Genomic DNA, 18,954 nt, shown 5'->3' with positions numbered 1-18,954 from the left:
CACTTCCTGGTCCTTGACGACGCCCAGCACCCGGCGACGCGAGGCGAGATCGCAGCGCTTGGCCTTGGTGATGAGCTGCTCGGCCAGCGGACGCAGCCGCCGGGCCTTCGTCTCGGTGGTCTGGATCTTGCCGTGCTGGAACAGCGCGGTGGCCAGGTTGGCCAGCATCAGCCGCTCGTGCGCGGGGCTGCCGCCGAGGCGGGGGCCCTTGGTGGGCGTGGGCATGCTTGGTGCTCCTCAGGTGTGGCGGCAGCGCGGACTAGAGCTGCTCGGTCTCGCGGTAGTCGTCGGTGTCGTAGTCCGCCTCACCGAAGGCGTCCACGACGTGCGCCGGGTCGAAGTTCGGAGCCGAGTCCTTCAGCCCCAGGCCCATCCCGGCGAGCTTCATCTTGACCTCGTCGATCGACTTCTGGCCGAAGTTGCGGATGTCGAGGAGGTCGGCCTCGGTACGCCCGATGAGCTCACCAACGGAGTTGATGCCCTCGCGCTTGAGGCAGTTGTAGGAGCGGACGGTCAGGTCCAGCTCCTCGATCGGCAGGGCCAGGTCGGCCGCCAGCTGGGCGTCCTGCGGGGACGGCCCGATGTCGATGCCCTCAGCGGTCTCATCCAGCTCACGGGCGAGCCCGAACAGCTCCACCAGCGTCGAGCCGGCCGAGGCCAGCGCGGTACGCGGGCCCATCGACGGCTTGGTCTCGACGTCGATGATCAGCCGGTCGAAGTCGGTCCGCTGCTCGACACGGGTCGCCTCGACCCGGTACGTCACCTTGAGCACCGGCGAGTAGATCGAGTCGACCGGGATCCGGCCGATCTCGGCGCCCGCCTGCTTGTTCTGCGCCGCGGTGACGTAGCCGCGACCCCGCTCGACGGTCAGCTCCATGTCGAGCCGGCCCTTGCCGTTGAGGGTGGCGAGCTTCAGGTCCGGGTTGTGCACCGAGACACCGGCCGGGGGCTGGATGTCACCGGCGGTCACGTCGCCCGGGCCCTGCTTGCGCAGGTACATGCTGACCGGCTCGTCGTGCTCGGAGCTGACGCACAGCTCCTTGATGTTCATGACGAGCTCGACCACGTCCTCCTTGACCCCGGGGATCGTGGTGAACTCGTGCAGCACACCGTCGATCTTGATCGAGGTGACCGCCGCACCGGGGATGGAGGACAGCAGCGTACGCCGCAGCGAGTTGCCCAGCGTGTAGCCGAAGCCGGGCTCCAGCGGCTCGATGGTGAACCGGGAGCGGGTCTCGTTGATCGACTCTTCGGAGAGAGACGGTCGCTGGCTGATGAGCATCTTTTCTCTTCTCTTCCGGGGCGCCCGCTATTTGACGCCCACGACACAACTGTTCCGGTGGCCCGCCCCGGAGGACGGGCCACCGCAACGAGCCCTTACTTGGAGTAGAGCTCGACGATCAGCTGCTCCTGGACCTGGGTGTCGATCACCTGGCGGGCCGGGAGCGAGTGCACGAGGATCTTCAGCTGGCTCGGGATCGCCTCCAGCCACGCCGGAACGGTCCGCGAGCCGGCCTCACCCTGCGCCACGAGGAACGGGGTGAGCTCCTTGCTCTTGGCACGCACCTCGACGATGTCGTGCTCCTTGACGCGGTACGACGGGATGTCGACCTTCTTGCCGTTCACCGTGAAGTGGCCGTGCTTGACCAGCTGGCGGGCCATGTCCCGGGACTTGGCATAGCCGGCCCGGTAGACCACGTTGTCCAGCCGCGACTCGAGGATCTGCAGCAGGACCTCGCCGGTCTTGGCCTCCTTGCTCACGGCCTCTTCGTAGTAGCCGCGGAACTGCTTCTCCAGCACGCCGTAGACACGACGGGCCTTCTGCTTCTCACGAAGCTGGAGCAGGTACTCCGTCTCCTTCGTGCGGCCGCGGCCGTGCTGCCCGGGCGGGAACGGCCGGGACTCGAACGGGCACTTCGGGCCATCGCACTTGCTGCCCTTGAGGAACAGCTTCATCTTCTCCCGCCGGCAACGGCGGCAGTCAGCACCGGTGTAACGAGCCATCTCTCTCTAACCTCTCAGACCCGGCGACGCTTCGGCGGACGGCACCCGTTGTGCGGCTGCGGCGTGACGTCGGAGATCTGCCCGACCTCGAGGCCCACTGCCTGCAGCGAACGGATGGCGGTCTCCCGGCCGGAGCCGGGGCCCTTGACGAACACGTCGACCTTGCGCATGCCGTGCTCCATCGCGCGGCGCGCGGCGGCCTCGGCGGCGAGCTGCGCGGCGAACGGAGTCGACTTGCGGGAGCCCTTGAAGCCGACCTGGCCGGAGGAGGCCCAGGAGATGACCGCACCGGTCGGGTCCGTGATGGACACGATGGTGTTGTTGAAGGTGCTCTTGATGTGCGCCTGCCCGTGGGCGACGTTCTTGCGTTCCTTGCGCCGGACCTTCTTGACGGCGGCTCCGGCACGAGCCTTCGGTGGCATAAGTCTGTGCGCTCCTAGTTACTTCTTGCCGGGCTTCTTCTTGCCGGCCACGGTCCGCTTCGGGCCCTTCCGGGTCCGCGCGTTGGTCTTCGTGCGCTGGCCACGCACGGGCAGACCGCGGCGGTGCCGGATACCGGCGTAGCAGCCGATCTCGACCTTGCGGCGGATGTCAGCGGCGACCTCGCGGCGCAGGTCGCCTTCAACCTTGTAGTTGCCCTCGATGTGGTTCCGGAGCTCGACGAGCTCCTCGTCCGTGAGGTCCCGAACGCGCTTGTCCGGCGAGATGCCGGTCGCGGCGAGCGTCTCCAGGGCGCGGGTGCGACCGACCCCGAAGATGTAGGTGAGCGCGATCTCCATCCGCTTCTCGCGGGGGAGATCCACGCCGACTAGACGTGCCATGTGCGGGCGTACTCCTCGTGATGTTGTGGCGGAGGTGTGGACCCGTCCCACCCCGCTACCCGACCGTCCCTGTCCTTCCGGCGACGAACGCCGGCGACCGGGACGGGTCGCTGCCCGAGCGGGCCCCGGCCTCCGACCGGGGGTCAACCACGAGGGGGTACGCGCTGCGCGCCCGACCGCGGCTGGGACGAGTTGGTGATGTGTGGGGCGTCAGCCCTGGCGCTGCTTGTGGCGCGGGTCGGTGCAGATGACCATGACCCGGCCGTGCCGGCGGATCACCCGGCACTTGTTGCAGATCCTCTTGACGCTCGGCTTGACCTTCACGGTTGCCTTACTTCCCATCTGGCCCGGAGGCGCGACGCAGCGCGACCCGGACGTCGAAGACGGACACGGGAACGTCCCGGCCGCCGTCAGGCTTACTTGTAGCGGTAGACGATGCGCCCGCGGGTCAGGTCGTACGGCGAGAGTTCGACGACGACCCGGTCCTCCGGCAGGATGCGGATGTAGTGCTGCCGCATCTTGCCGCTGATGTGAGCCAGCACCTTGTGACCGTTCGCGAGCTCCACCCGGAACATGGCGTTCGGCAGGGGCTCGATGACCCGACCCTCGATCTCGATGGCTCCGTCTTTTTTCGGCATGTCCTCCGCTGTCCTGACGTCGGTTACTCCGGACGGCCCACAACGTCTTACACGGGAGAACTGACCAAGATCAGGAAACCCGCGCCAGCCGCGGCTCCGACTCCCACCGAAGCGCAGGGTGGGCATGGCGGAGTGGACGCTGTGCGCCGATCTGAAAGTGTACGCCGACCCGCGCGCGCTCGCCAAACCGACCGGCGGGACCGTCACCCGCAGGGCGTGAATATGACGCAGCTCACGTCTCCGGCAGCTCCCGCTTCGCCCGGCGGCGCGCCTCCCGCTCGACCTGCTTGCGCCGCCGGCGCTCCGCGTCCTTCTCCGGCGCGCCGTGCGCCAGCCCCTGGATCGTCTGGTAGAGCACCACGGCGCCCCACGGGCCGAGCACCCAGATCGGCCAGTAGTCGTCGAACTCGCCCTCACCCAGCTGGGAGACGAACCAGATCGCGGTGAGAATCAGGGCCACCTTCAGCCAGGGCCCCCACACCCCCAGCAGCCAGACGCTGCGCGTGCTCACGGCCGCCTGGTCCCGATCAACCGCCGGGCTCTTCCCGGCCGTGCGCGGAGCCGGCAGCGAAGTCTCCGCCGGCCGGGAACCGGGCAGGTCGGTCAGCAGCTCGTCCAGCTCGCCGTAGGTCTTCGCCCCGTACGCCCGGCGCAGCCGCTCGTCGTACTCGTTCAGGTCGAGCCGGCCCTCGTTCAGCGCCGCCCGGAGACGATCCGCGGTGGCCTCCCGGTCCGCGTCGGCCGCCCGCATCCGGTTGCGCTCATCCATGGGAGCAAGCATGTCATCCGGCCGCCAGGCCCGCAGCACGGCGCCCGGGACGGGCGTGCGCCCGCTCAGACCGCCGGAGAGTCGACAGACGTCTGCCGGGCGGTCACCAGGTCGCCCAGGCGACCCCGTCCGCCGTCCTCGGCGGTCAGCACCCACACGCCGTCGTCCAGCAGCGCCATCGAGTGCTCCACGTGCACCGCCATGGAGCCGTCCCGGGTCACCACGGTCCAGCCGTCGGCCAGCTCGACCGTACGCGGCGAACCCATGGTGATCATCGGCTCGATGGCGAGCGCCAGGCCCGGCACCAGACGCGGCCCCTTGCCGGGGCGCCCGTGGTTGAGCACGTGCGGGTCCTGGTGCATCTCGGTGCCGATGCCGTGACCGCCGTAGCCGTCGACGATGCCGTACCGGCCGCCCTTGCGGACCGCGCTCTCGACCGCGTGGGAGATGTCGGTGAGCCGGCCCTTGCCCGAGGCCGCCCCGCGCGCCGCCGCCGCGATCCCGGCCCACATCGCGTCCTCGGCCACCGCCGTCATCCTCAGCAGCGCCGGGTCGACCTCGCCGACCGGCACCGTGACGGCCGCGTCGCCGTGCCAGCCGTCCAGCACCGCGCCGCAGTCGATCGAGATCAGGTCACCCTCGCGCAGCACCTGCTGCGGCGACGGGATGGCGTGCACCACCTGCTGGTTGACCGAGGAGCAGATCGACGCCGGGAAGCCGTGGTAGCCCTTGAAGGACGGCACCGCGCCGGCCTCGCGGATCGTCGACTCGGCGATCGCATCCAGGTCTGCCGTCGACACGCCCGGCGCCACCGCTTCCCGCATCCGGCGCAGGGCACGGGCGACGACCAGACCGGCGGCCCGCATCAGCTCGATCTGCTCGGGGGTCTTCAGCTGGATGTCCAGCTGGTGACGGCGCATGGTGGTGGTTACCTTTCGTCGCGCGTACGCGGAGCAGCGGGGCACGTCGCACGTACCCCGCTGTTCGCACTCTATCCGCCGGGTGGCGAGTGGGACCTCAGCCGCCGTACGAGCGCAGCGCGTCGATGGCGCGGACGGTGACGTCCTCCACCGGACCGGTCGCGTCGATGCCGACCAGCTTGCCCTGGGCGCCGTAGTAGTCGACCAGCGGCGCGGTCTTCTCGGCGTACTCGCGCAGCCGGGCGGCGATGGTCTCCGGCTTGTCGTCGTCCCGCTGGAACAGCTCCGCGCCGCAGCGGTCGCAGATGCCCTCCCGGCTGGTCGCGTCGAACTCGACGTGCCAGATCTTGCCGCAGCCCCGGCAGGTGCGCCGGCCGGACAGCCGCCGGATCACCTCGTCGTCGTCGACGACCAGTTCCAGGACCAGGTCCAGCGCGGTGCCGAGGTCGGCGAGGAGCTTGTCCAGCGCGGCGGCCTGCGGCGTGGTCCGCGGGAAGCCGTCGAGCAGGAAGCCCTCGCTCGCGTCCGGCTCGGCGAGCCGGTCGCGCACCATGTTGATGGTGACCTCGTCCGGGACCAGCTTGCCGGCGTCCATGTACCGCTTGGCCTCGACTCCCAGGGGCGTGCCCTGGGAGACGTTCGCCCGGAAGATGTCACCGGTCGAGATCTTCGGCACCGAGAGGTGAGCGGCGATGAACTCCGCCTGTGTGCCTTTGCCCGCGCCCGGCGGGCCAACCAGAACGAGTCGCATCTACCGCAGGAACCCTTCGTAGTTCCGCTGCATGAGTTGGCTTTCGATCTGCTTCACGGTCTCCAGACCGACGCCAACCATGATCAGCACAGCGGTGCCGCCGAACGGGAAGTTCTGGAACTGCTGGTTGTCCAGCCAGATGAAGAAGAAGTTCGGCAGGATCGCGACGATGCCCAGGTAGAGAGCGCCCGGCAGGGTGATCCGGCTGAGGATGAAGTCGAGGTACTCGGCGGTCGGCTTGCCGGGGCGGATACCCGGCACGAAGCCGCCGTACTTCTTCATGTTGTCCGCGACCTCGGTCGGGTTGAACGTGATCGACACGTAGAAGTACGTGAAGAAGATGATCAGCAGGAAGTAGATCGCGATGTGCTCCGGCGCGCTCGCCTTCACGATGTGGTTCTGGATCCACGCCTGGACCTTGCCCGGGTCGTTCTGATCGAAGAACTGGAGCGCGAGCTGCGGCAGGTAGAGCAGCGACGAGGCGAAGATGACCGGGATGACGCCGGCCTGGTTCACCTTCAGCGGGATGTAGGTCGACGTGCCGCCGTACATCCGCCGGCCGATCATGCGCTTGGCGTACTGCACCGGGATGCGGCGCTGCGCCTGCTCGATGAACGTGACAGCGGTGATGACCACCAGCACCAGGGCGATGACGAGGAGGAACATCCCCCAGCCCTTGGTGGTCTTGATCTTCCAGCCCTCACTGGGGAGCCGGGCCGCGATCGAGGTGAAGATCAGCACGGACATGCCGTTGCCGACGCCCCGGTCGGTGATCAGCTCGCCGAGCCACATCACCACGCCGGTGCCGGCGGTCATGGTCATGACCAGGATCGTCAGCGTCAGCCAGTCCGGGATGCCGGTGCCGCGGGGCACGATCGGGAACTGGTCGCACTGGTTGTTGAACAGCTGCCCGGAGCGGGCCAGCGCCACGAACGCCGAGGCCTGCAGAACGCCCAGACCCAGCGTCAGGTAGCGGGTGTACTGCGTGATCTTGGCCTGCCCGGCCTGGCCCTCCTTGCGGAGCTGCTCCAGGCGCGGGATCACCACCGTCAGCAGCTGCAGGATGATCGACGCGGTGATGTAGGGCATGATGCCCAGCGCGAAGACCGAGAGCTGGAGCAGCGCGCCACCGGAGAAGAGATCCAGCAGGTTGAGCACGCCGGTGCTGCCACCCTGGATGGTGTCGAGACACTTCTGCACGTTGCCGTACGAGACGCCTGGGCTGGGCATCGTGGCGCCCAGCCGGTAGACCGCGATGATGCCTACTGTGAACAGCAGCTTCTTGCGCAGGTCAGGCGTACGGAACGCACTGAGAAAGGCGGACAGCAACTTCTTCCTCCTGCGCGACGCGGGCCGCCGGTGACGAATCCTGGCGGGGCGGGGTGGTGTGGCCGGGCGGCGTGCCCGGATTCCATGGCTGGGAACGGACTCTAACAGTCCGATCCCCCTCCGGGCAGATGTGCCCGGCTACATAAAACGAATCCGATGTTACCCGGCGCACACGTGGCCGGTAGACCATGGCGCCCGCCCAGTTGCGAACAACTGAGCGGGCGCCATGAACATCGCCTTACAGCTCGGTGACCGAGCCACCGGCGGCGGTGATCTTCTCCTTGGCCGACGCGCTGAACGCGTGCGCCGAGACCTGGAGAGACACGCCACCGAGGTCGCCGGTGCCGAGCACCTTGACCGGGTGACCCTTGCGGACCGCGCCGGCCTCGACCAGCTCGACCGGGCCGACCTGGCCGCCGTTCGGGAACAGCTCGGCCAGCCGGTCCAGGTTGACCACCTGGAACACGACCTTGAACTTGTTCTTGAAGCCCTTCATCTTCGGCAGGCGCATGTGGATGGGCATCTGCCCACCCTCGAACGCCGGCGAGATGTTCTTCCGGGCCTTCGAACCCTTGGTACCGCGACCGGCGGTCTTGCCCTTCGAGCCCTCACCGCGACCCACGCGGGTCTTGTCGGTCTTGGCACCCGGAGCCGGACGCAGGTGGTGCACCTTGATCGTCATTACTCGACCTCCTCGACCTTCACGAGGTGGTTGACCGTGAAGATCATGCCGCGGATCTCCGGCCGGTCCTCCTTGACCACCACGTCGTTGATCCGCTTGAGACCGAGCGAACGCAGCGAGTCACGCTGGTTCTTCTTGGTCCCGATCTCGGACCGGACCTGGGTGACCTTCAGGCGTGCCATCAGGACGCCACCCCCGCCCGCGACGCCAGCATGGCGGCCGGCGCGACGTCCTCGACCGGCAGACCACGACGGGCCGCGACCTGCTCCGGGGACTCGAGCCCCTTCAGGGCCGCCACCGTGGCGTGCACGATGTTGATCGGGTTGGACGAGCCGAGGCTCTTGGAGAGCACGTCGTGGATGCCCGCGCACTCCAGCACGGCACGCACCGGACCACCGGCGATGACACCCGTACCGGCGGAGGCCGGCTTGAGCAGCACCACACCGGCCGCGTCCTCGCCCGTGACCGGGTGCGGGATCGACTGACCGATCCGCGGCACCTTGAAGAAGTGCTTCTTGGCCTCCTCGACACCCTTGGCGATCGCCGCGGGCACCTCCTTGGCCTTTCCGTAGCCCACACCGACGGTGCCGTCGCCGTCGCCCACGATCACCAGGGCGGTGAAGCTGAAGCGACGACCACCCTTCACGACCTTGGCGACGCGGTTGATCGCGACGACCCGCTCGAGGTGCGGGGTCTTCTCGACGGGCGCGTTTCCGCGGCCGCCCTCACGGCGGTTGTCGCGGCGACCACCCTCGTTGCCACCGGACCCGCCGCCACGGCGCTGTTGACCTGGCATCAGCAGCCTTCCTTCTCTCTCGTGACGGGGTTTCTAGAACTCGAGCCCGGCTTCGCGGGCGGCGTCGGCAAGCGCGGCGACACGCCCCGCGTACCGGTTGCCACCGCGGTCGAAGACGACCTTCGAGACGCCGGCGGCCTTGGCGCGCTCGGCGAGCAGGGCGCCGACCTTGCCGGCCAGGGCGCTCTTGTCGCCCTCGGCGCCGCGCAGCGAGGCGTCCATGGTCGAGGCCGACGCCAGGGTGTGACCCTTGGTGTCGTCCACGACCTGGGCCACCATGTGCCGCAGGGAGCGGGTGACGACGAGGCGGGGACGCTCGGCGGTGCCGCTGACGTTCTTGCGGACCCGGAAGTGCCGACGCGCACGCCCGACGGCACGCTTGGCGGCGACGCCGCGGCGGCGCTTGAGCAGCGTGGCGCTCACTTCTTACCTGCCTTTCTCACGGCCTCACGGCCGGCGGACGACCTCGCCCGGGTGTTGATGGCCGCGGTCACTTCTTGCCCGCCTTACCAGCCTTGCGGCGGATGACCTCGCCCTGGTACTTCACGCCCTTGCCCTTGTAGGGCTCCGGCGGGCGGATCTTCCGGATGTTGGCGGCGACCTCACCGACCTGCTGCTTGTCGATGCCGGCCACGTGGAACAGCGTCGGCTTCTCGACCGTGAAGGTGATGCCCTCCGGCGCCGGCACGAGGACCGGGTGCGAGAACCCGAGCGCGAACTCCAGGTCCTTGCCCTTGGCGGTCACGCGGTAACCGGTGCCGGCGATCTCCAGGCTCTTGCGGTAGCCCTCGGTCACGCCGACGATCATGTTGGCCACCAGCGTCCGGCTCAGGCCGTGCAGCTCCTTGGCCTTGCGCTCGTCGTTGGGCCGGTTGACGTGCAGCTCGCCGTCCTCGCCCCGCTCCGCCGTGATCGGCTCGGCCAGCACGTGGCTCAGTTCGCCCTTGGGGCCCTTGACCTTGACGGTCCGGCCGTCGATCGTGATGTCGACGCCGGCAGGCACCGGGATCGACTTACGTCCAATACGCGACATTTCTACCTGTCTCCCGTTACCAGACGAAGGCGAGGACTTCCCCGCCAACGCTCCGCTTGCGGGCCTGCCGGTCGGTGAGCAGCCCCTGGGACGTCGAAATGATCGCCACGCCCAGCCCGCCGAGCACCCGCGGGAGCCCGTCCGACTTGGCGTACACCCGGAGACCGGGCTTGGACACGCGCTTGATGCCGGCCAGGCTCCGCTCGCGGTTCTGGCCGTACTTCAGCTCGACGACCAGTCGCTTGCCGACGGCGCCCTCCTCGGGCTCCTCGACCGACCAGGTGGCGATGTAACCCTCGGCCTTGAGGACCTCGGCGATGTTCGCCTTGATCTTCGAGTAGGGCATCGTCACCCGGTCGTGGTACGCCTGGTTGGCGTTACGCAGACGCGTGAGCATGTCTGCGATCGGGTCGGTCATCGTCATGAAAACTCGTCAACCTTTCTCGCCGGGGTTCCCCGGGCCAGGCCCGGGGCCTACGGCGAAGAGACAGTTCAGCTGACGCGCCGGAGCGCGCCGGGCTATTACCAGGAAGCCTTGGACACGCCGGGCAGCTCACCGCGGTGGGCCATCTCCCGGATGCACACCCGGCAGAGACCGAACTTGCGGTAGACCGCCTTCGGACGCCCGCACCGCTGGCAGCGGGTGTACGCGCGAACCGAGAACTTCGGCTTCGCGGCCGCCTTGAGGATCAGCGCCTTCTTGGCCATCTCAGTTCTCCTTGAACGGGAAGCCCAGGAGCTTGAGCAGCGCCCGGCCCTCGTCGTCGGTCGTGGCGGTCGTGACCACCGTGATGTCCATGCCCCGCTGGCGATCGATCTTGTCCTGATCGATCTCGTGGAACACCGACTGCTCGGTCAGGCCGAACGTGTAGTTGCCGTGCCCGTCGAGCTTGCGCCCGTCCAGGCCGCGGAAGTCGCGGATACGCGGCAGCGCGATCGAGAGCAGCCGGTCCAGGAACTCCCACATCCGGTCGCCGCGGAGGGTGACCTTCGCGCCGATCGGCATGCCCTCGCGGAGCTTGAACTGCGCGATGGACTTGGTGGCCCGCCGGACCTGCGGCTTCTGGCCGGTGATGGTGGCCAGGTCGCGAACGGCCCCGTCGATCAGCTTGGCGTCGCGAGCAGCCTCGCCGACACCCATGTTGACGACGATCTTGACCAGCCGCGGCACCTGCATCGGGTTGGCGAACTCGAACTGCTTCTGCAGCTCGGCCACCACCTCGTTGCGGTACCGCTCCTTGAGGCGCGGCAGGGTCTTGGTTTCGGTAGCCGTGGTCATCAGAGGTCCTTACCGGTGCTACGCGCGATGCGGACCTTCTGGCCGTTGTCGTCGATCCGGTAGCCGACGCGGGTCGGCTTGCCGTCGGAGTCCAGGACCATCACGTTCGAGACGTGGATCGGGGCCTCCTGGGTGACGATGCCACCGGTCTTGGCGCCACGCTGGGTGGTGCTGATACGGGTGTGCTTCTTGACCCGGTTCACGCCCTCGACCAGGACCTTGTCCTGCCGCGGGTAGGCCGCGATGACCTTGCCCTTGGCACCCTTGTCCTTGCCGGCGATGACGACGACCGTGTCGCCCTTCTTGACCTTCACGGTCACAACACCTCCGGCGCGAGAGAGATGATCTTCATGAACCGCTTGTCCCGCAGCTCCCGGCCGACCGGGCCGAAGATACGGGTACCGCGCGGGTCCCCACCGTCCTTGATGATGACGGCGGCGTTCTCGTCGAAGCGGATGTACGACCCGTCCGGCCGCCGCTTCTCCTTGGCGGTCCGAACGACGACAGCCTTGACGACGTCGCCCTTCTTCACACCGGCACCGGGGATCGCGTCCTTGACGGTCGCCACGATGACGTCGCCGATGCTCGCGTAGCGCCGACCGGAGCCGCCGAGCACCCGGATGCACAGGATCTCCCGGGCACCCGTGTTGTCGGCGACGCGCAGTCGCGACTCCTGCTGAATCACGTCTATCTCCTATGTCTGCCGGTTCTCCGGCCGCTCAGGGCGGCCGGAGCCTGGCGGAACCTGCGCCCGACCGAGACCCGGCCGAGCTCGAGCCTTCGCTACTTGGCCTTCTCGAGGATCTCCACGAGCCGCCAGCGCTTGGTGGCGGACAGCGGCCGGGTCTCCATGATCAGGACCCGGTCGCCGATGCCGGCCGAGTTCTGCTCGTCGTGCACCTTCAGCTTGCTCGTACGGCGCATGATCTTGCCGTACAGCGCGTGCTTGACGCGGTCCTCGACCTCGACCACGACGGTCTTGTCCATCTTGTCGCTGACCACGAGGCCCTCGCGAACCTTGCGGCGGGCCCGCGCGGGGGCGGTGGTGTTCTCACTCATGATGCAGTCACCTCAGTCGGCGCGGCCGAGAGACCCAGCTCACGCTCACGCATGATCGTGTAGATCCGGGCGATCTCCCGACGGATGACCTGCAGCCGCCGGTTGTTGTCCAGCTGCCCGGTTGCGGCCTGCACGCGGAGGTTGAACAGCTCCGCCTTAGCCTCGCGCAACTTCGTGACCAGCTCCTCCTCGGAGAGCTCACGCAGCTCGGAGGGCTTGACGCCCGCTGCCATCAGGATTCACCCACTTCGCGCGTAACAATGCGGCACTTCATCGGGAGCTTGTGGATCGCGCGACGCATCGCCTCTCGCGCGATCTGCTCGTTGGGGAAGGACATCTCGAAGAGGACCCGCCCCGGCTTCACGTTGGCGACCCACCACTCGGGCGAACCCTTACCGGAACCCATCCGGGTCTCGGCCGGCTTCTTGGTGAGGGCCTGGTCCGGGAAGATCGTGATCCAGACCTTGCCGCCACGCTTGATGTGACGGGTCATCGCGATACGCGCCGACTCGATCTGGCGGTTGGTCACGTACGCCGGCTCGAGAGCCTGGATCCCGAACTCGCCGAACACCACCCGGTTACCACCCTTGGACGCGCCGCTGCGGTCCGGGTGGTGCGGCTTGCGGAAGCCCTTCGGGGGCTTGCGCGGCATCAGCATCTGTCAGCCCTCCTGCTGCGTTTCTGCCGGCTGGTTACCGACCGGAGCCGAGGCGGCTGCGGCGACAGCGCTGCTGTCGACCGGCTCACCGGCCGGCGTCTCCGCCTGCTGCGCGATGGTGGTCGCGGCAGCCCGGCCGGCCTCGGTGCCACCGGCGGTCGTACCGGACGAGCCCGAGCGGCCACGGCGCGGCCGGTCCGGCCGGTCGCCACGGTCGCGGCGCGGGCCGCGCGACGGGGCGGCCTCGGCCGGGGCCTCGCGGCCCGGGACGGCGTCGCCCTTGTAGATCCAGACCTTCACGCCGATCCGGCCGAAGGTGGTACGGGCCTCGAAGAAGCCGTACTCGATGTTGGCCCGCAGCGTGTGCAGCGGAACCCGGCCCTCGCGGTAGAACTCGGTCCGGCTCATCTCGGCGCCGCCGAGACGGCCCGAGACCTGAACCCGGATGCCCTTGCAGGCGGGGTTCTTCATCGCGGACTGCATCGCCTTGCGCATGGCCCGACGGAAGCTGACCCGGCTGGACAGCTGCTCGGCAACGCCCTGGGCGACCAGCTGCGCGTCCGACTCGGGGTTCTTGACCTCGATGATGTTCAGCTGGACCTGCTTGCCGGTGAGCTTCTCCAGCTCGCCGCGGATCCGGTCGGCCTCCGCACCCTTACGGCCGATGACGATGCCCGGCCGGGCGGTGTGGATGTCGACGCGGACCCGGTCCCGGGTGCGCTCGATGTCGACCTTGGAGATGCCGGCGCGCTCGAGGCCCTTGGACATCATGCGGCGGATCTTGACGTCCTCGCCGATGTAGTCCTTGTAGAGCTTGTCCGCGAACCAGCGGGACTTCCAGTCGGTCGAGATGCCGAGCCGGAACCCGGTCGGGTGAACCTTCTGACCCATTACTCGGCACCCTCCGTCGTGCTCTGCTCCTCGGCGGCCGGCTTGGCCGGAGCGGCCTTCTTCGCCGACTTCTTCGGCGCGGCCGGCGCGACCGCCTCGACCGCCACGGTGATGTGGCAGGTGCGCTTGCGGATCCGGTACGCCCGGCCCTGCGCACGCGGCCGGAACCGCTTCATGGTCGGGCCCTCGTCGACGAACGCCTCACTGACGAGCAGCGCGTCGGGGTCCAGCCGCTCGTTGTTCTCCGCGTTGGCGATCGCGCTCGCGAGCACCTTGTACACCTGCTCGCTCGCAGCCTGCGGCGCGAACTGCAGCACCGTGAGCGCCTCCTTCGCGGGCAGGCCGCGGACGAGGTTGACCACCCGGCGCGCCTTCATCGGCGAGATGCGCACGTGCCGCGCAACCGCCCGCGCGCCCGGAAGCACCGGAGCGTCGCCCTTTCCTGGCATCGCTGTAACCCCTTGTTCCTCTATCCGTATGCCCGCGGCGTCAGCGCCGGCGGCTCTTCCGGTCGTCCTTCTCGTGACCCTTGAACGTGCGGGTCAGCGCGAACTCGCCGAGCTTGTGCCCGACCATGGCCTCGGTCACGAAGACCGGGACGTGCTTGCGTCCGTCGTGCACGGCGATCGTGTGACCCAGCATCTCCGGGATGATCGTCGAGCGGCGCGACCAGGTCTTGATCACGTTCTTCGAGCCCTTGTCGTTCTGCGTCTCCACCTTCTTGAGCAGGTGGTCGTCGACGAACGGGCCCTTCTTCAGGCTGCGAGGCATGTCTTATCTCCCTCAGCCGCGCTTACGCGTGGCGTAGCGGCGGCGGACGATCAGCCGGTCGCTCGGCTGGCCCTTACGACGGGTGCGGCCCTCGGGCTTACCCTGCGGGTTGACCGGGTGGCGACCACCGGAGGTCTTACCCTCACCACCACCGTGCGGGTGGTCGACCGGGTTCATCGCGACACCACGGACGGTCGGGCGCTTGCCCTTCCACCGCATACGGCCGGCCTTACCCCAGTTGATGTTCGACTGGTCGGCGTTGCCGATCTCGCCGATGCTGGCGCGGCAGCGCACGTCCACACGCCGGATCTCACCGGACGGCATACGCAGGGTCGCGTACGCGCCCTCACGGCCGAGCAGCTGGATGCCGACGCCGGCCGAGCGGGCCAGCTTGGCGCCGCCGCCCGGACGCAGCTCCACGTTGTGGATGGTGGTACCGACCGGGATGTTGCGCAGCGGCAGGTTGTTGCCCGGCTTGATGTCGGCGCCCGGACCGGACTCGACGCGGTCGCCCTGCTTCAGGTCCTTCGGCGCGATGATGTAGCGCTTCTCGCCGTCGGCGTAGTGCAGCAGCGCGATGCGCGCGGTGCGGTTCGGGTCGTACTCGATGTGGGCGACCTTCGCCGGCACGCCGTCCTTGTCGACCCGCTTGAAGTCGATCAGACGGTACTGGCGCTTGTGACCGCCGCCGTGGTGCCGCGTGGTGATCCGGCCGTGGGCGTTGCGTCCGCCCTTCTTCGGCAGCGGAGCCAGCAGCGACTTCTCGGGCGTCGACCGGGTGATCTCGGCGAAGTCGGCAACGCTCGAGCCACGCCGGCCCGGCGTCGTCGGCTTGTACTTACGGATAGCCATTGTCTACACCCCTCAGCTGACCGGGCCGCCGAAGGCCTCGATACGGTCACCGTCAGCCAGCTTCACCATCGCGCGCTTGGTGTCCTTGCGCTTGCCGAACCCGGTACGGGTCCGCTTGCGCTTGCCCTCGCGGTTGAGCGTGTTGACCGTCAGGACGCGGACGTTGAAGATCTGCTGGATAGCGATCTTGATCTCGGTCTTGTTGGCGTCCGGGTGCACCAGGAAGGTGTACCAGTTGCGGTTCAGCTCGCTGTAGCTCTTCTCCGAGACGACCGGCGCGACGATGACGTCACGCGGATCGGCGATCGTGCTCACTTGCCATCCTCCTCGGTGGTCTCGGCGGGAACGCCCAGGAACTCGTCCAGGGCCTCCTTGGTGAAGACCACGTCGTCGGCCACCAGCACGTCGTAGGTGTTGAGCTGGCCGGCCTCGATCAGGTGCACCCGGCTGTCCCGCGCGTTGCGCAGGTTCCGCAGCGACACCCAGTTCAGCTCGTCGGTGCTGCTCAGCACGACCAGGACCCGACGGGCCTGGGTCAGCTTGGTCAGCGTGGCCAGGGCCGCCTTGGTGGACGGCTTCTCGCCCGAGACGAACGCCTCGACGACGTGCACCTGGCCGGCGCGGGCCCGGTCGGAGAGGGCGCCACGCAGGGCGGCGGCCTTCATCTTCTTCGGGGTGCGCTGGCTGTAGTCGCGCGGCACCGGGCCGTGGACCACGCCACCGCCGGCGAACTGCGGCGCGCGGGTCGAGCCCTGGCGGGCACGACCGGTGCCCTTCTGCTTGTACGGCTTCTTGCCTCCACCGGAGACCTCGCCGCGGGTCTTCGTCTTGTGCGTGCCCTGGCGGGCCGCCGCGAGCTGGGCCACCACGACCTGGTGCATCAGGGCGATGTTGGCCTGCGCGTCGAAGATGTCGGCCGGCAGCTCCACGGAGCCGCTCTTGGCGCCTTCGACGTTGATCACGTCAACGGTGGTCACTTGGCCGCACCGCCCTTCTTCACCTTCGCCTTGGCCGCGGTGCGGACCAGGACCAGCGCGCCCTTCGGGCCAGGGATGGCGCCGCGGACGAGCAGGAGGTTGTTCTCGGTGTCGACCGCCTGGACGGTCAGGTTCTGGACGGTGTAGCGCACGCCACCCATCCGGCCCGCCATCCGGGTGCCCTTGAAGACGCGACCCGGGGTCGCGCAGGCGCCGATCGAGCCGGGCGAGCGGTGCTTGCGCTCGACACCGTGGCTGGCGCGCAGACCGTGGAAGCCGTGCCGCTTCATCGGGCCGGCGTAGCCCTTGCCCTTGGTCTTGCCGGTCACGTCGATCACGGCGCCGGCCGGGAACTCCTCGACCGTGACCTCCTGGCCGGGCGCGTAGTCCGCGGCGTCGGAGGTGCGCAGCTCGACGATGTGCCGGCGCGGCGCGACGTCCGCCTTGGCGTAGTGCCCGGCGATCGGCTTCTTGACCTTGCGCGGGTCGATGACCCCGTACGCCAGCTGGACCGCGGAGTAGCCGTCCTTGTCGGCGCTACGAACCTGGCTCACGACGCACGGGCCGGCCTGAACCACGGTCACGGGCACAACCTTGTTGTTGTCCCAGACCTGGGTCATGCCGAGCTTGGCGCCCAGGATCCCCTTGACTTGCCTGTCCATTTGTCCGGTCCCTACAGCTTGATCTCGATGTCGACGCCAGCCGGCAGGTCGAGGCGCATGAGCGAGTCGACCGTCTTCGGGGTCGGGTCGATGATGTCGATCAGACGCTTGTGCGTACGCATCTCGAAGTGCTCGCGCGAGTCCTTGTACTTGTGCGGCGAGCGGATGACGCAGAAACGGTTGATCTCCGTGGGCAGCGGCACCGGGCCAGCGACCTGCGCCCCGGTACGCGTCACCGTCTCGACGATCTTCCGAGCCGAGGAGTCGACGACCTCGTGGTCATAGGCCTTGAGCCGGATGCGGATCTTCTGTCCCGCCATGGTGGCTTCTGTTCCTTCTCTCGATGCCGCTGTGTTGCGGGCGCCTGTACCGGCTGGCACAGGCCCACTTCCGCCGACCCCCGCGGTCGGGCGTGTCGCGCCCGTGGGCCAGGCTCCGCCCCGGGACTCCGGAGCGATTCTCTGACCACGCGGTGGGTCATGGCGCCGATCGCGGGGGCCGCGACCTGGACGCCGCGCGAGGGTGGTTGACCGCCGATGGCGATCAACCACCCTACGCGAGACAGTCTGACTCCCGGAGGTCCAGCGTTAACCGGACGCAGGCGACCGACTGTCGTTACGCAACCTGACTAGTATGCCGCACGACCGGCGGCGACGCTAATCGGGGTTACCCAGCTCACTTGATGATCTTGGTGACGCGACCCGCGCCGACCGTACGACCACCCTCGCGGATCGCGAACTTCAGGTTCTCCTCCATGGCGATGGGCTGGATCAGCTTCACCGTCATCGAGGTGTTGTCGCCCGGCATGACCATCTCGGTGCCCTCGGGCAGCGTGACGACGCCGGTGACGTCCGTGGTCCGGAAGTAGAACTGCGGGCGGTAGTTCTGGAAGAACGGGGTGTGCCGGCCGCCCTCCTCCTTGGAGAGGATGTAGACCGTCGCCTCGAACTCCGTGTGCGGGGTCGTGGTGCCCGGCTTGATGACGACCATGCCGCGCTCGACGTCCTCGCGCTTGATGCCGCGCAGCAGCAGACCGACGTTCTCACCCGCGCGGGCCTCGTCGAGCAGCTTGCGGAACATCTCGATGCCGGTGCAGGTGGTCTTCATCGACTTCTCACGGATGCCGACGATCTCCACCTCCTCGTTCGGCTTGAGGATGCCGCGCTCGGCGCGACCGGTCACCACGGTGCCACGACCGGTGATCGTGAAGACGTCCTCGATGGGCATGAGGAACGGCTTCTCGGTCTCGCGCTCCGGCTGCGGGATCGCGGTGTCCACGGCGTTCATCAGGTCCAGGAGCTTCCCGGTCCACTCCGGGTCACCCTCCAGGGCCTTCAGCGCCGAGACCCGGACGACCGGCAGGTCGTCACCCGGGTACTCCTGCGAGGAGAGCAGCTCACGGACCTCGAGCTCGACGAGCTCCAGGAGCTCCTCGTCGTCGACCATGTCGCTCTTGTTGAGCGCCACGACGATGTACGGCACACCGACCTGACGGGCCAGCAGCACGTGCTCGCGGGTCTGCGGCATCGGGCCGTCGGTCGCCGCCACCACCAGGATCGCGCCGTCCATCTGCGCGGCACCGGTGATCATGTTCTTGATGTAGTCGGCGTGACCGGGGCAGTCGACGTGCGCGTAGTGACGCGCCTCGGTCTGGTACTCGACGTGCGCGATGGAGATCGTGATGCCGCGGGCCTTCTCCTCCGGCGCCTTGTCGATCTCGTCGAACGGCGTGTACGGGTTCAGGTCCGGGTACTGGTCGTGCAGGACCTTGGTGATGGCCGCCGTCAGCGTCGTCTTACCGTGGTCGATGTGACCAATGGTGCCGATGTTGACGTGCGGCTTAGTCCGCTCGAACTTCGCCTTCGCCACTGGTGTCCTCCTGTGGACTTTCTTGGTTCGTTCGCCCCGGCGCGCCGTTCGGCGCTTAGGACTCTGTCGACAGCCTTTCCGGCCGGAAGGCCGGAGAGCTTTTGTGGGTTCTGCGGCGATGAAGCCTACAGGCCCGGTCTCACGCAATCCGATCGAGGTGGCCGCGGGCGGGAGAACCCTCCCGCGACCGCCC

General features: G+C 68.3%; 33 protein-coding genes. All 33 read right to left on the bottom strand.

The window, feature by feature from the left end; genetic code table 11:
- A partial coding sequence (locus KBX39_RS04290) for a bL17 family ribosomal protein (RefSeq protein WP_247659863.1) occupies nucleotides 1–225 on the bottom strand: 225 nt, incomplete at its 3' end.
- Nucleotides 226–259: 34 nt separating this feature from the next.
- Nucleotides 260–1,282, bottom strand: a complete 1,023-nt coding sequence (locus KBX39_RS04285) for a DNA-directed RNA polymerase subunit alpha (RefSeq protein WP_007073009.1) — start codon at nucleotides 1,280–1,282, stop codon at nucleotides 260–262.
- A 95-nt stretch (nucleotides 1,283–1,377) separates the two neighbouring features.
- Entirely contained in the window at nucleotides 1,378–2,004 is a 627-nt protein-coding gene (gene rpsD, locus KBX39_RS04280; protein WP_018784565.1) for a 30S ribosomal protein S4, read from the bottom strand.
- A gap of 14 nt (nucleotides 2,005–2,018) precedes the next feature.
- On the bottom strand, nucleotides 2,019–2,426 hold the full coding sequence (rpsK, locus tag KBX39_RS04275) for a 30S ribosomal protein S11 (protein WP_013288613.1): 408 nt from the start codon (nucleotides 2,424–2,426) through the stop codon (nucleotides 2,019–2,021).
- 18 nt (nucleotides 2,427–2,444) lie between these two features.
- Nucleotides 2,445–2,825 (bottom strand): 30S ribosomal protein S13, encoded by a 381-nt coding sequence (rpsM, locus tag KBX39_RS04270; protein WP_013288614.1) that lies wholly within the window; start codon nucleotides 2,823–2,825, stop codon nucleotides 2,445–2,447.
- A gap of 210 nt (nucleotides 2,826–3,035) precedes the next feature.
- A complete protein-coding gene (rpmJ, locus tag KBX39_RS04265) occupies nucleotides 3,036–3,149 on the bottom strand; it encodes a 50S ribosomal protein L36 (protein WP_012184307.1) in 114 nt (37 codons plus the stop codon).
- A 92-nt stretch (nucleotides 3,150–3,241) separates the two neighbouring features.
- Nucleotides 3,242–3,463 (bottom strand): translation initiation factor IF-1, encoded by a 222-nt coding sequence (infA, locus tag KBX39_RS04260; RefSeq protein ID WP_007073013.1) that lies wholly within the window; start codon nucleotides 3,461–3,463, stop codon nucleotides 3,242–3,244.
- 232 nt (nucleotides 3,464–3,695) lie between these two features.
- The gene (locus KBX39_RS04255; RefSeq protein WP_043330929.1) at nucleotides 3,696–4,214 is read right to left on the bottom strand and encodes a DUF1707 domain-containing protein; all 519 of its coding nucleotides are present in this window, start codon (nucleotides 4,212–4,214) and stop codon (nucleotides 3,696–3,698) included.
- Nucleotides 4,215–4,297: 83 nt separating this feature from the next.
- Nucleotides 4,298–5,152: a type I methionyl aminopeptidase gene (map, locus tag KBX39_RS04250; RefSeq protein WP_030501602.1), complete on the bottom strand. Its 855-nt coding sequence runs from the start codon at nucleotides 5,150–5,152 to the stop codon at nucleotides 4,298–4,300.
- Nucleotides 5,153–5,249: 97 nt separating this feature from the next.
- Nucleotides 5,250–5,903 (bottom strand): adenylate kinase, encoded by a 654-nt coding sequence (locus KBX39_RS04245; protein ID WP_030501603.1) that lies wholly within the window; start codon nucleotides 5,901–5,903, stop codon nucleotides 5,250–5,252.
- Complete coding sequence (gene secY, locus KBX39_RS04240) at nucleotides 5,904–7,232, bottom strand: preprotein translocase subunit SecY (protein ID WP_043328244.1); 1,329 nt, start codon at nucleotides 7,230–7,232, stop codon at nucleotides 5,904–5,906.
- A gap of 238 nt (nucleotides 7,233–7,470) precedes the next feature.
- Nucleotides 7,471–7,914, bottom strand: a complete 444-nt coding sequence (rplO, locus tag KBX39_RS04235; protein WP_018784561.1) for a 50S ribosomal protein L15 — start codon at nucleotides 7,912–7,914, stop codon at nucleotides 7,471–7,473.
- On the bottom strand, nucleotides 7,914–8,096 hold the full coding sequence (gene rpmD, locus KBX39_RS04230) for a 50S ribosomal protein L30 (RefSeq protein WP_013473693.1): 183 nt from the start codon (nucleotides 8,094–8,096) through the stop codon (nucleotides 7,914–7,916). Before rpmD ends, rplO begins: the two co-directional genes overlap by 1 nt.
- Nucleotides 8,096–8,710 (bottom strand): 30S ribosomal protein S5, encoded by a 615-nt coding sequence (gene rpsE / locus KBX39_RS04225; protein WP_013288621.1) that lies wholly within the window; start codon nucleotides 8,708–8,710, stop codon nucleotides 8,096–8,098. Before rpsE ends, rpmD begins: the two co-directional genes overlap by 1 nt.
- Before the next feature lie 33 nt (nucleotides 8,711–8,743).
- A complete protein-coding gene (rplR, locus tag KBX39_RS04220; protein WP_030501605.1) occupies nucleotides 8,744–9,133 on the bottom strand; it encodes a 50S ribosomal protein L18 in 390 nt (129 codons plus the stop codon).
- A gap of 67 nt (nucleotides 9,134–9,200) precedes the next feature.
- Nucleotides 9,201–9,743: a 50S ribosomal protein L6 gene (gene rplF / locus KBX39_RS04215; protein ID WP_013288623.1), complete on the bottom strand. Its 543-nt coding sequence runs from the start codon at nucleotides 9,741–9,743 to the stop codon at nucleotides 9,201–9,203.
- Between the two features lie 16 nt (nucleotides 9,744–9,759).
- Nucleotides 9,760–10,167, bottom strand: a complete 408-nt coding sequence (gene rpsH, locus KBX39_RS04210; RefSeq protein WP_013288624.1) for a 30S ribosomal protein S8 — start codon at nucleotides 10,165–10,167, stop codon at nucleotides 9,760–9,762.
- Between the two features lie 98 nt (nucleotides 10,168–10,265).
- On the bottom strand, nucleotides 10,266–10,451 hold the full coding sequence (locus tag KBX39_RS04205; protein ID WP_007073023.1) for a type Z 30S ribosomal protein S14: 186 nt from the start codon (nucleotides 10,449–10,451) through the stop codon (nucleotides 10,266–10,268).
- Nucleotide 10,452: 1 nt separating this feature from the next.
- Entirely contained in the window at nucleotides 10,453–11,022 is a 570-nt protein-coding gene (gene rplE, locus KBX39_RS04200; protein ID WP_018784556.1) for a 50S ribosomal protein L5, read from the bottom strand.
- The gene (gene rplX / locus KBX39_RS04195; RefSeq protein ID WP_013288626.1) at nucleotides 11,022–11,342 is read right to left on the bottom strand and encodes a 50S ribosomal protein L24; all 321 of its coding nucleotides are present in this window, start codon (nucleotides 11,340–11,342) and stop codon (nucleotides 11,022–11,024) included. The genes rplE and rplX overlap by 1 nt, the downstream gene beginning before the upstream one ends.
- Complete coding sequence (gene rplN, locus KBX39_RS04190; protein WP_007073026.1) at nucleotides 11,339–11,707, bottom strand: 50S ribosomal protein L14; 369 nt, start codon at nucleotides 11,705–11,707, stop codon at nucleotides 11,339–11,341. Before rplN ends, rplX begins: the two co-directional genes overlap by 4 nt.
- 98 nt (nucleotides 11,708–11,805) lie before the next feature.
- Complete coding sequence (gene rpsQ / locus KBX39_RS04185; RefSeq protein ID WP_030501606.1) at nucleotides 11,806–12,081, bottom strand: 30S ribosomal protein S17; 276 nt, start codon at nucleotides 12,079–12,081, stop codon at nucleotides 11,806–11,808.
- Complete coding sequence (rpmC, locus tag KBX39_RS04180; protein WP_013288628.1) at nucleotides 12,078–12,314, bottom strand: 50S ribosomal protein L29; 237 nt, start codon at nucleotides 12,312–12,314, stop codon at nucleotides 12,078–12,080. Before rpmC ends, rpsQ begins: the two co-directional genes overlap by 4 nt.
- Nucleotides 12,314–12,739, bottom strand: coding sequence for a 50S ribosomal protein L16 (rplP, locus tag KBX39_RS04175; RefSeq protein ID WP_007465292.1), 426 nt, complete (start codon nucleotides 12,737–12,739; stop codon nucleotides 12,314–12,316). The genes rpmC and rplP overlap by 1 nt, the downstream gene beginning before the upstream one ends.
- Before the next feature lie 3 nt (nucleotides 12,740–12,742).
- On the bottom strand, nucleotides 12,743–13,630 hold the full coding sequence (gene rpsC / locus KBX39_RS04170) for a 30S ribosomal protein S3 (protein WP_013473694.1): 888 nt from the start codon (nucleotides 13,628–13,630) through the stop codon (nucleotides 12,743–12,745).
- Nucleotides 13,630–14,079 (bottom strand): 50S ribosomal protein L22, encoded by a 450-nt coding sequence (gene rplV / locus KBX39_RS04165; RefSeq protein ID WP_018784552.1) that lies wholly within the window; start codon nucleotides 14,077–14,079, stop codon nucleotides 13,630–13,632. Before rplV ends, rpsC begins: the two co-directional genes overlap by 1 nt.
- A 40-nt stretch (nucleotides 14,080–14,119) precedes the next feature.
- Nucleotides 14,120–14,401: a 30S ribosomal protein S19 gene (gene rpsS, locus KBX39_RS04160; protein ID WP_007073032.1), complete on the bottom strand. Its 282-nt coding sequence runs from the start codon at nucleotides 14,399–14,401 to the stop codon at nucleotides 14,120–14,122.
- A 12-nt stretch (nucleotides 14,402–14,413) separates the two neighbouring features.
- A complete protein-coding gene (gene rplB, locus KBX39_RS04155; RefSeq protein ID WP_013288631.1) occupies nucleotides 14,414–15,253 on the bottom strand; it encodes a 50S ribosomal protein L2 in 840 nt (279 codons plus the stop codon).
- A 12-nt stretch (nucleotides 15,254–15,265) separates the two neighbouring features.
- Nucleotides 15,266–15,568 carry a 50S ribosomal protein L23 gene (gene rplW / locus KBX39_RS04150; RefSeq protein ID WP_013288632.1) on the bottom strand — a complete coding sequence of 101 codons (303 nt, stop codon included), beginning with the start codon at nucleotides 15,566–15,568 and terminating at the stop codon, nucleotides 15,266–15,268.
- On the bottom strand, nucleotides 15,565–16,230 hold the full coding sequence (rplD, locus tag KBX39_RS04145) for a 50S ribosomal protein L4 (RefSeq protein ID WP_013288633.1): 666 nt from the start codon (nucleotides 16,228–16,230) through the stop codon (nucleotides 15,565–15,567). The genes rplW and rplD overlap by 4 nt, the downstream gene beginning before the upstream one ends.
- Nucleotides 16,227–16,892, bottom strand: coding sequence for a 50S ribosomal protein L3 (gene rplC / locus KBX39_RS04140; RefSeq protein ID WP_030501609.1), 666 nt, complete (start codon nucleotides 16,890–16,892; stop codon nucleotides 16,227–16,229). The genes rplD and rplC overlap by 4 nt, the downstream gene beginning before the upstream one ends.
- A gap of 11 nt (nucleotides 16,893–16,903) precedes the next feature.
- Nucleotides 16,904–17,212: a 30S ribosomal protein S10 gene (gene rpsJ / locus KBX39_RS04135; protein ID WP_007073037.1), complete on the bottom strand. Its 309-nt coding sequence runs from the start codon at nucleotides 17,210–17,212 to the stop codon at nucleotides 16,904–16,906.
- 355 nt (nucleotides 17,213–17,567) lie between these two features.
- Entirely contained in the window at nucleotides 17,568–18,761 is a 1,194-nt protein-coding gene (tuf, locus tag KBX39_RS04130) for an elongation factor Tu (RefSeq protein WP_013288635.1), read from the bottom strand.
- Between the last annotated feature and the right edge of the window lie 193 nt (nucleotides 18,762–18,954).

This window comes from Micromonospora sp. D75 (assembly GCF_018070405.1).
In the GTDB taxonomy this organism is placed as follows: Bacteria; Actinomycetota; Actinomycetes; order Mycobacteriales; family Micromonosporaceae; genus Micromonospora; species Micromonospora chalcea.
This window is presented reverse-complemented; position numbering and strand designations above follow the sequence as displayed.

Excerpts from the sequence above, each read along its gene's own strand:
- KBX39_RS04285 (WP_007073009.1), bottom strand. The coding sequence starts at position 1,282 with ATGCTCATCAGCCAGCGACCGTCTCTCTCCGAAGAGTCGATCAACGAG.
- rpsD (WP_018784565.1), bottom strand. The coding sequence starts at position 2,004 with ATGGCTCGTTACACCGGTGCTGACTGCCGCCGTTGCCGGCGGGAGAAG.
- rpsK (WP_013288613.1), bottom strand. The coding sequence starts at position 2,426 with ATGCCACCGAAGGCTCGTGCCGGAGCCGCCGTCAAGAAGGTCCGGCGC.
- rpsM (WP_013288614.1), bottom strand. The coding sequence starts at position 2,825 with ATGGCACGTCTAGTCGGCGTGGATCTCCCCCGCGAGAAGCGGATGGAG.
- infA (WP_007073013.1), bottom strand. The coding sequence starts at position 3,463 with ATGCCGAAAAAAGACGGAGCCATCGAGATCGAGGGTCGGGTCATCGAG.
- KBX39_RS04255 (WP_043330929.1), bottom strand. The coding sequence starts at position 4,214 with ATGCGGGCGGCCGACGCGGACCGGGAGGCCACCGCGGATCGTCTCCGG.
- map (WP_030501602.1), bottom strand. The coding sequence starts at position 5,152 with ATGCGCCGTCACCAGCTGGACATCCAGCTGAAGACCCCCGAGCAGATC.
- KBX39_RS04245 (WP_030501603.1), bottom strand. The coding sequence starts at position 5,903 with ATGCGACTCGTTCTGGTTGGCCCGCCGGGCGCGGGCAAAGGCACACAG.
- rplO (WP_018784561.1), bottom strand. The coding sequence starts at position 7,914 with ATGACGATCAAGGTGCACCACCTGCGTCCGGCTCCGGGTGCCAAGACC.
- rpmD (WP_013473693.1), bottom strand. The coding sequence starts at position 8,096 with ATGGCACGCCTGAAGGTCACCCAGGTCCGGTCCGAGATCGGGACCAAG.
- rpsE (WP_013288621.1), bottom strand. The coding sequence starts at position 8,710 with ATGCCAGGTCAACAGCGCCGTGGCGGCGGGTCCGGTGGCAACGAGGGT.
- rplF (WP_013288623.1), bottom strand. The coding sequence starts at position 9,743 with ATGTCGCGTATTGGACGTAAGTCGATCCCGGTGCCTGCCGGCGTCGAC.
- rpsH (WP_013288624.1), bottom strand. The coding sequence starts at position 10,167 with ATGACGATGACCGACCCGATCGCAGACATGCTCACGCGTCTGCGTAAC.
- KBX39_RS04205 (WP_007073023.1), bottom strand. The coding sequence starts at position 10,451 with ATGGCCAAGAAGGCGCTGATCCTCAAGGCGGCCGCGAAGCCGAAGTTC.
- rplE (WP_018784556.1), bottom strand. The coding sequence starts at position 11,022 with ATGACCACGGCTACCGAAACCAAGACCCTGCCGCGCCTCAAGGAGCGG.
- rpsQ (WP_030501606.1), bottom strand. The coding sequence starts at position 12,081 with ATGAGTGAGAACACCACCGCCCCCGCGCGGGCCCGCCGCAAGGTTCGC.
- rpmC (WP_013288628.1), bottom strand. The coding sequence starts at position 12,314 with ATGGCAGCGGGCGTCAAGCCCTCCGAGCTGCGTGAGCTCTCCGAGGAG.
- rplP (WP_007465292.1), bottom strand. The coding sequence starts at position 12,739 with ATGCTGATGCCGCGCAAGCCCCCGAAGGGCTTCCGCAAGCCGCACCAC.
- rpsC (WP_013473694.1), bottom strand. The coding sequence starts at position 13,630 with ATGGGTCAGAAGGTTCACCCGACCGGGTTCCGGCTCGGCATCTCGACC.
- rplV (WP_018784552.1), bottom strand. The coding sequence starts at position 14,079 with ATGCCAGGAAAGGGCGACGCTCCGGTGCTTCCGGGCGCGCGGGCGGTT.
- rpsS (WP_007073032.1), bottom strand. The coding sequence starts at position 14,401 with ATGCCTCGCAGCCTGAAGAAGGGCCCGTTCGTCGACGACCACCTGCTC.
- rplB (WP_013288631.1), bottom strand. The coding sequence starts at position 15,253 with ATGGCTATCCGTAAGTACAAGCCGACGACGCCGGGCCGGCGTGGCTCG.
- rplC (WP_030501609.1), bottom strand. The coding sequence starts at position 16,892 with ATGGACAGGCAAGTCAAGGGGATCCTGGGCGCCAAGCTCGGCATGACC.
- rpsJ (WP_007073037.1), bottom strand. The coding sequence starts at position 17,212 with ATGGCGGGACAGAAGATCCGCATCCGGCTCAAGGCCTATGACCACGAG.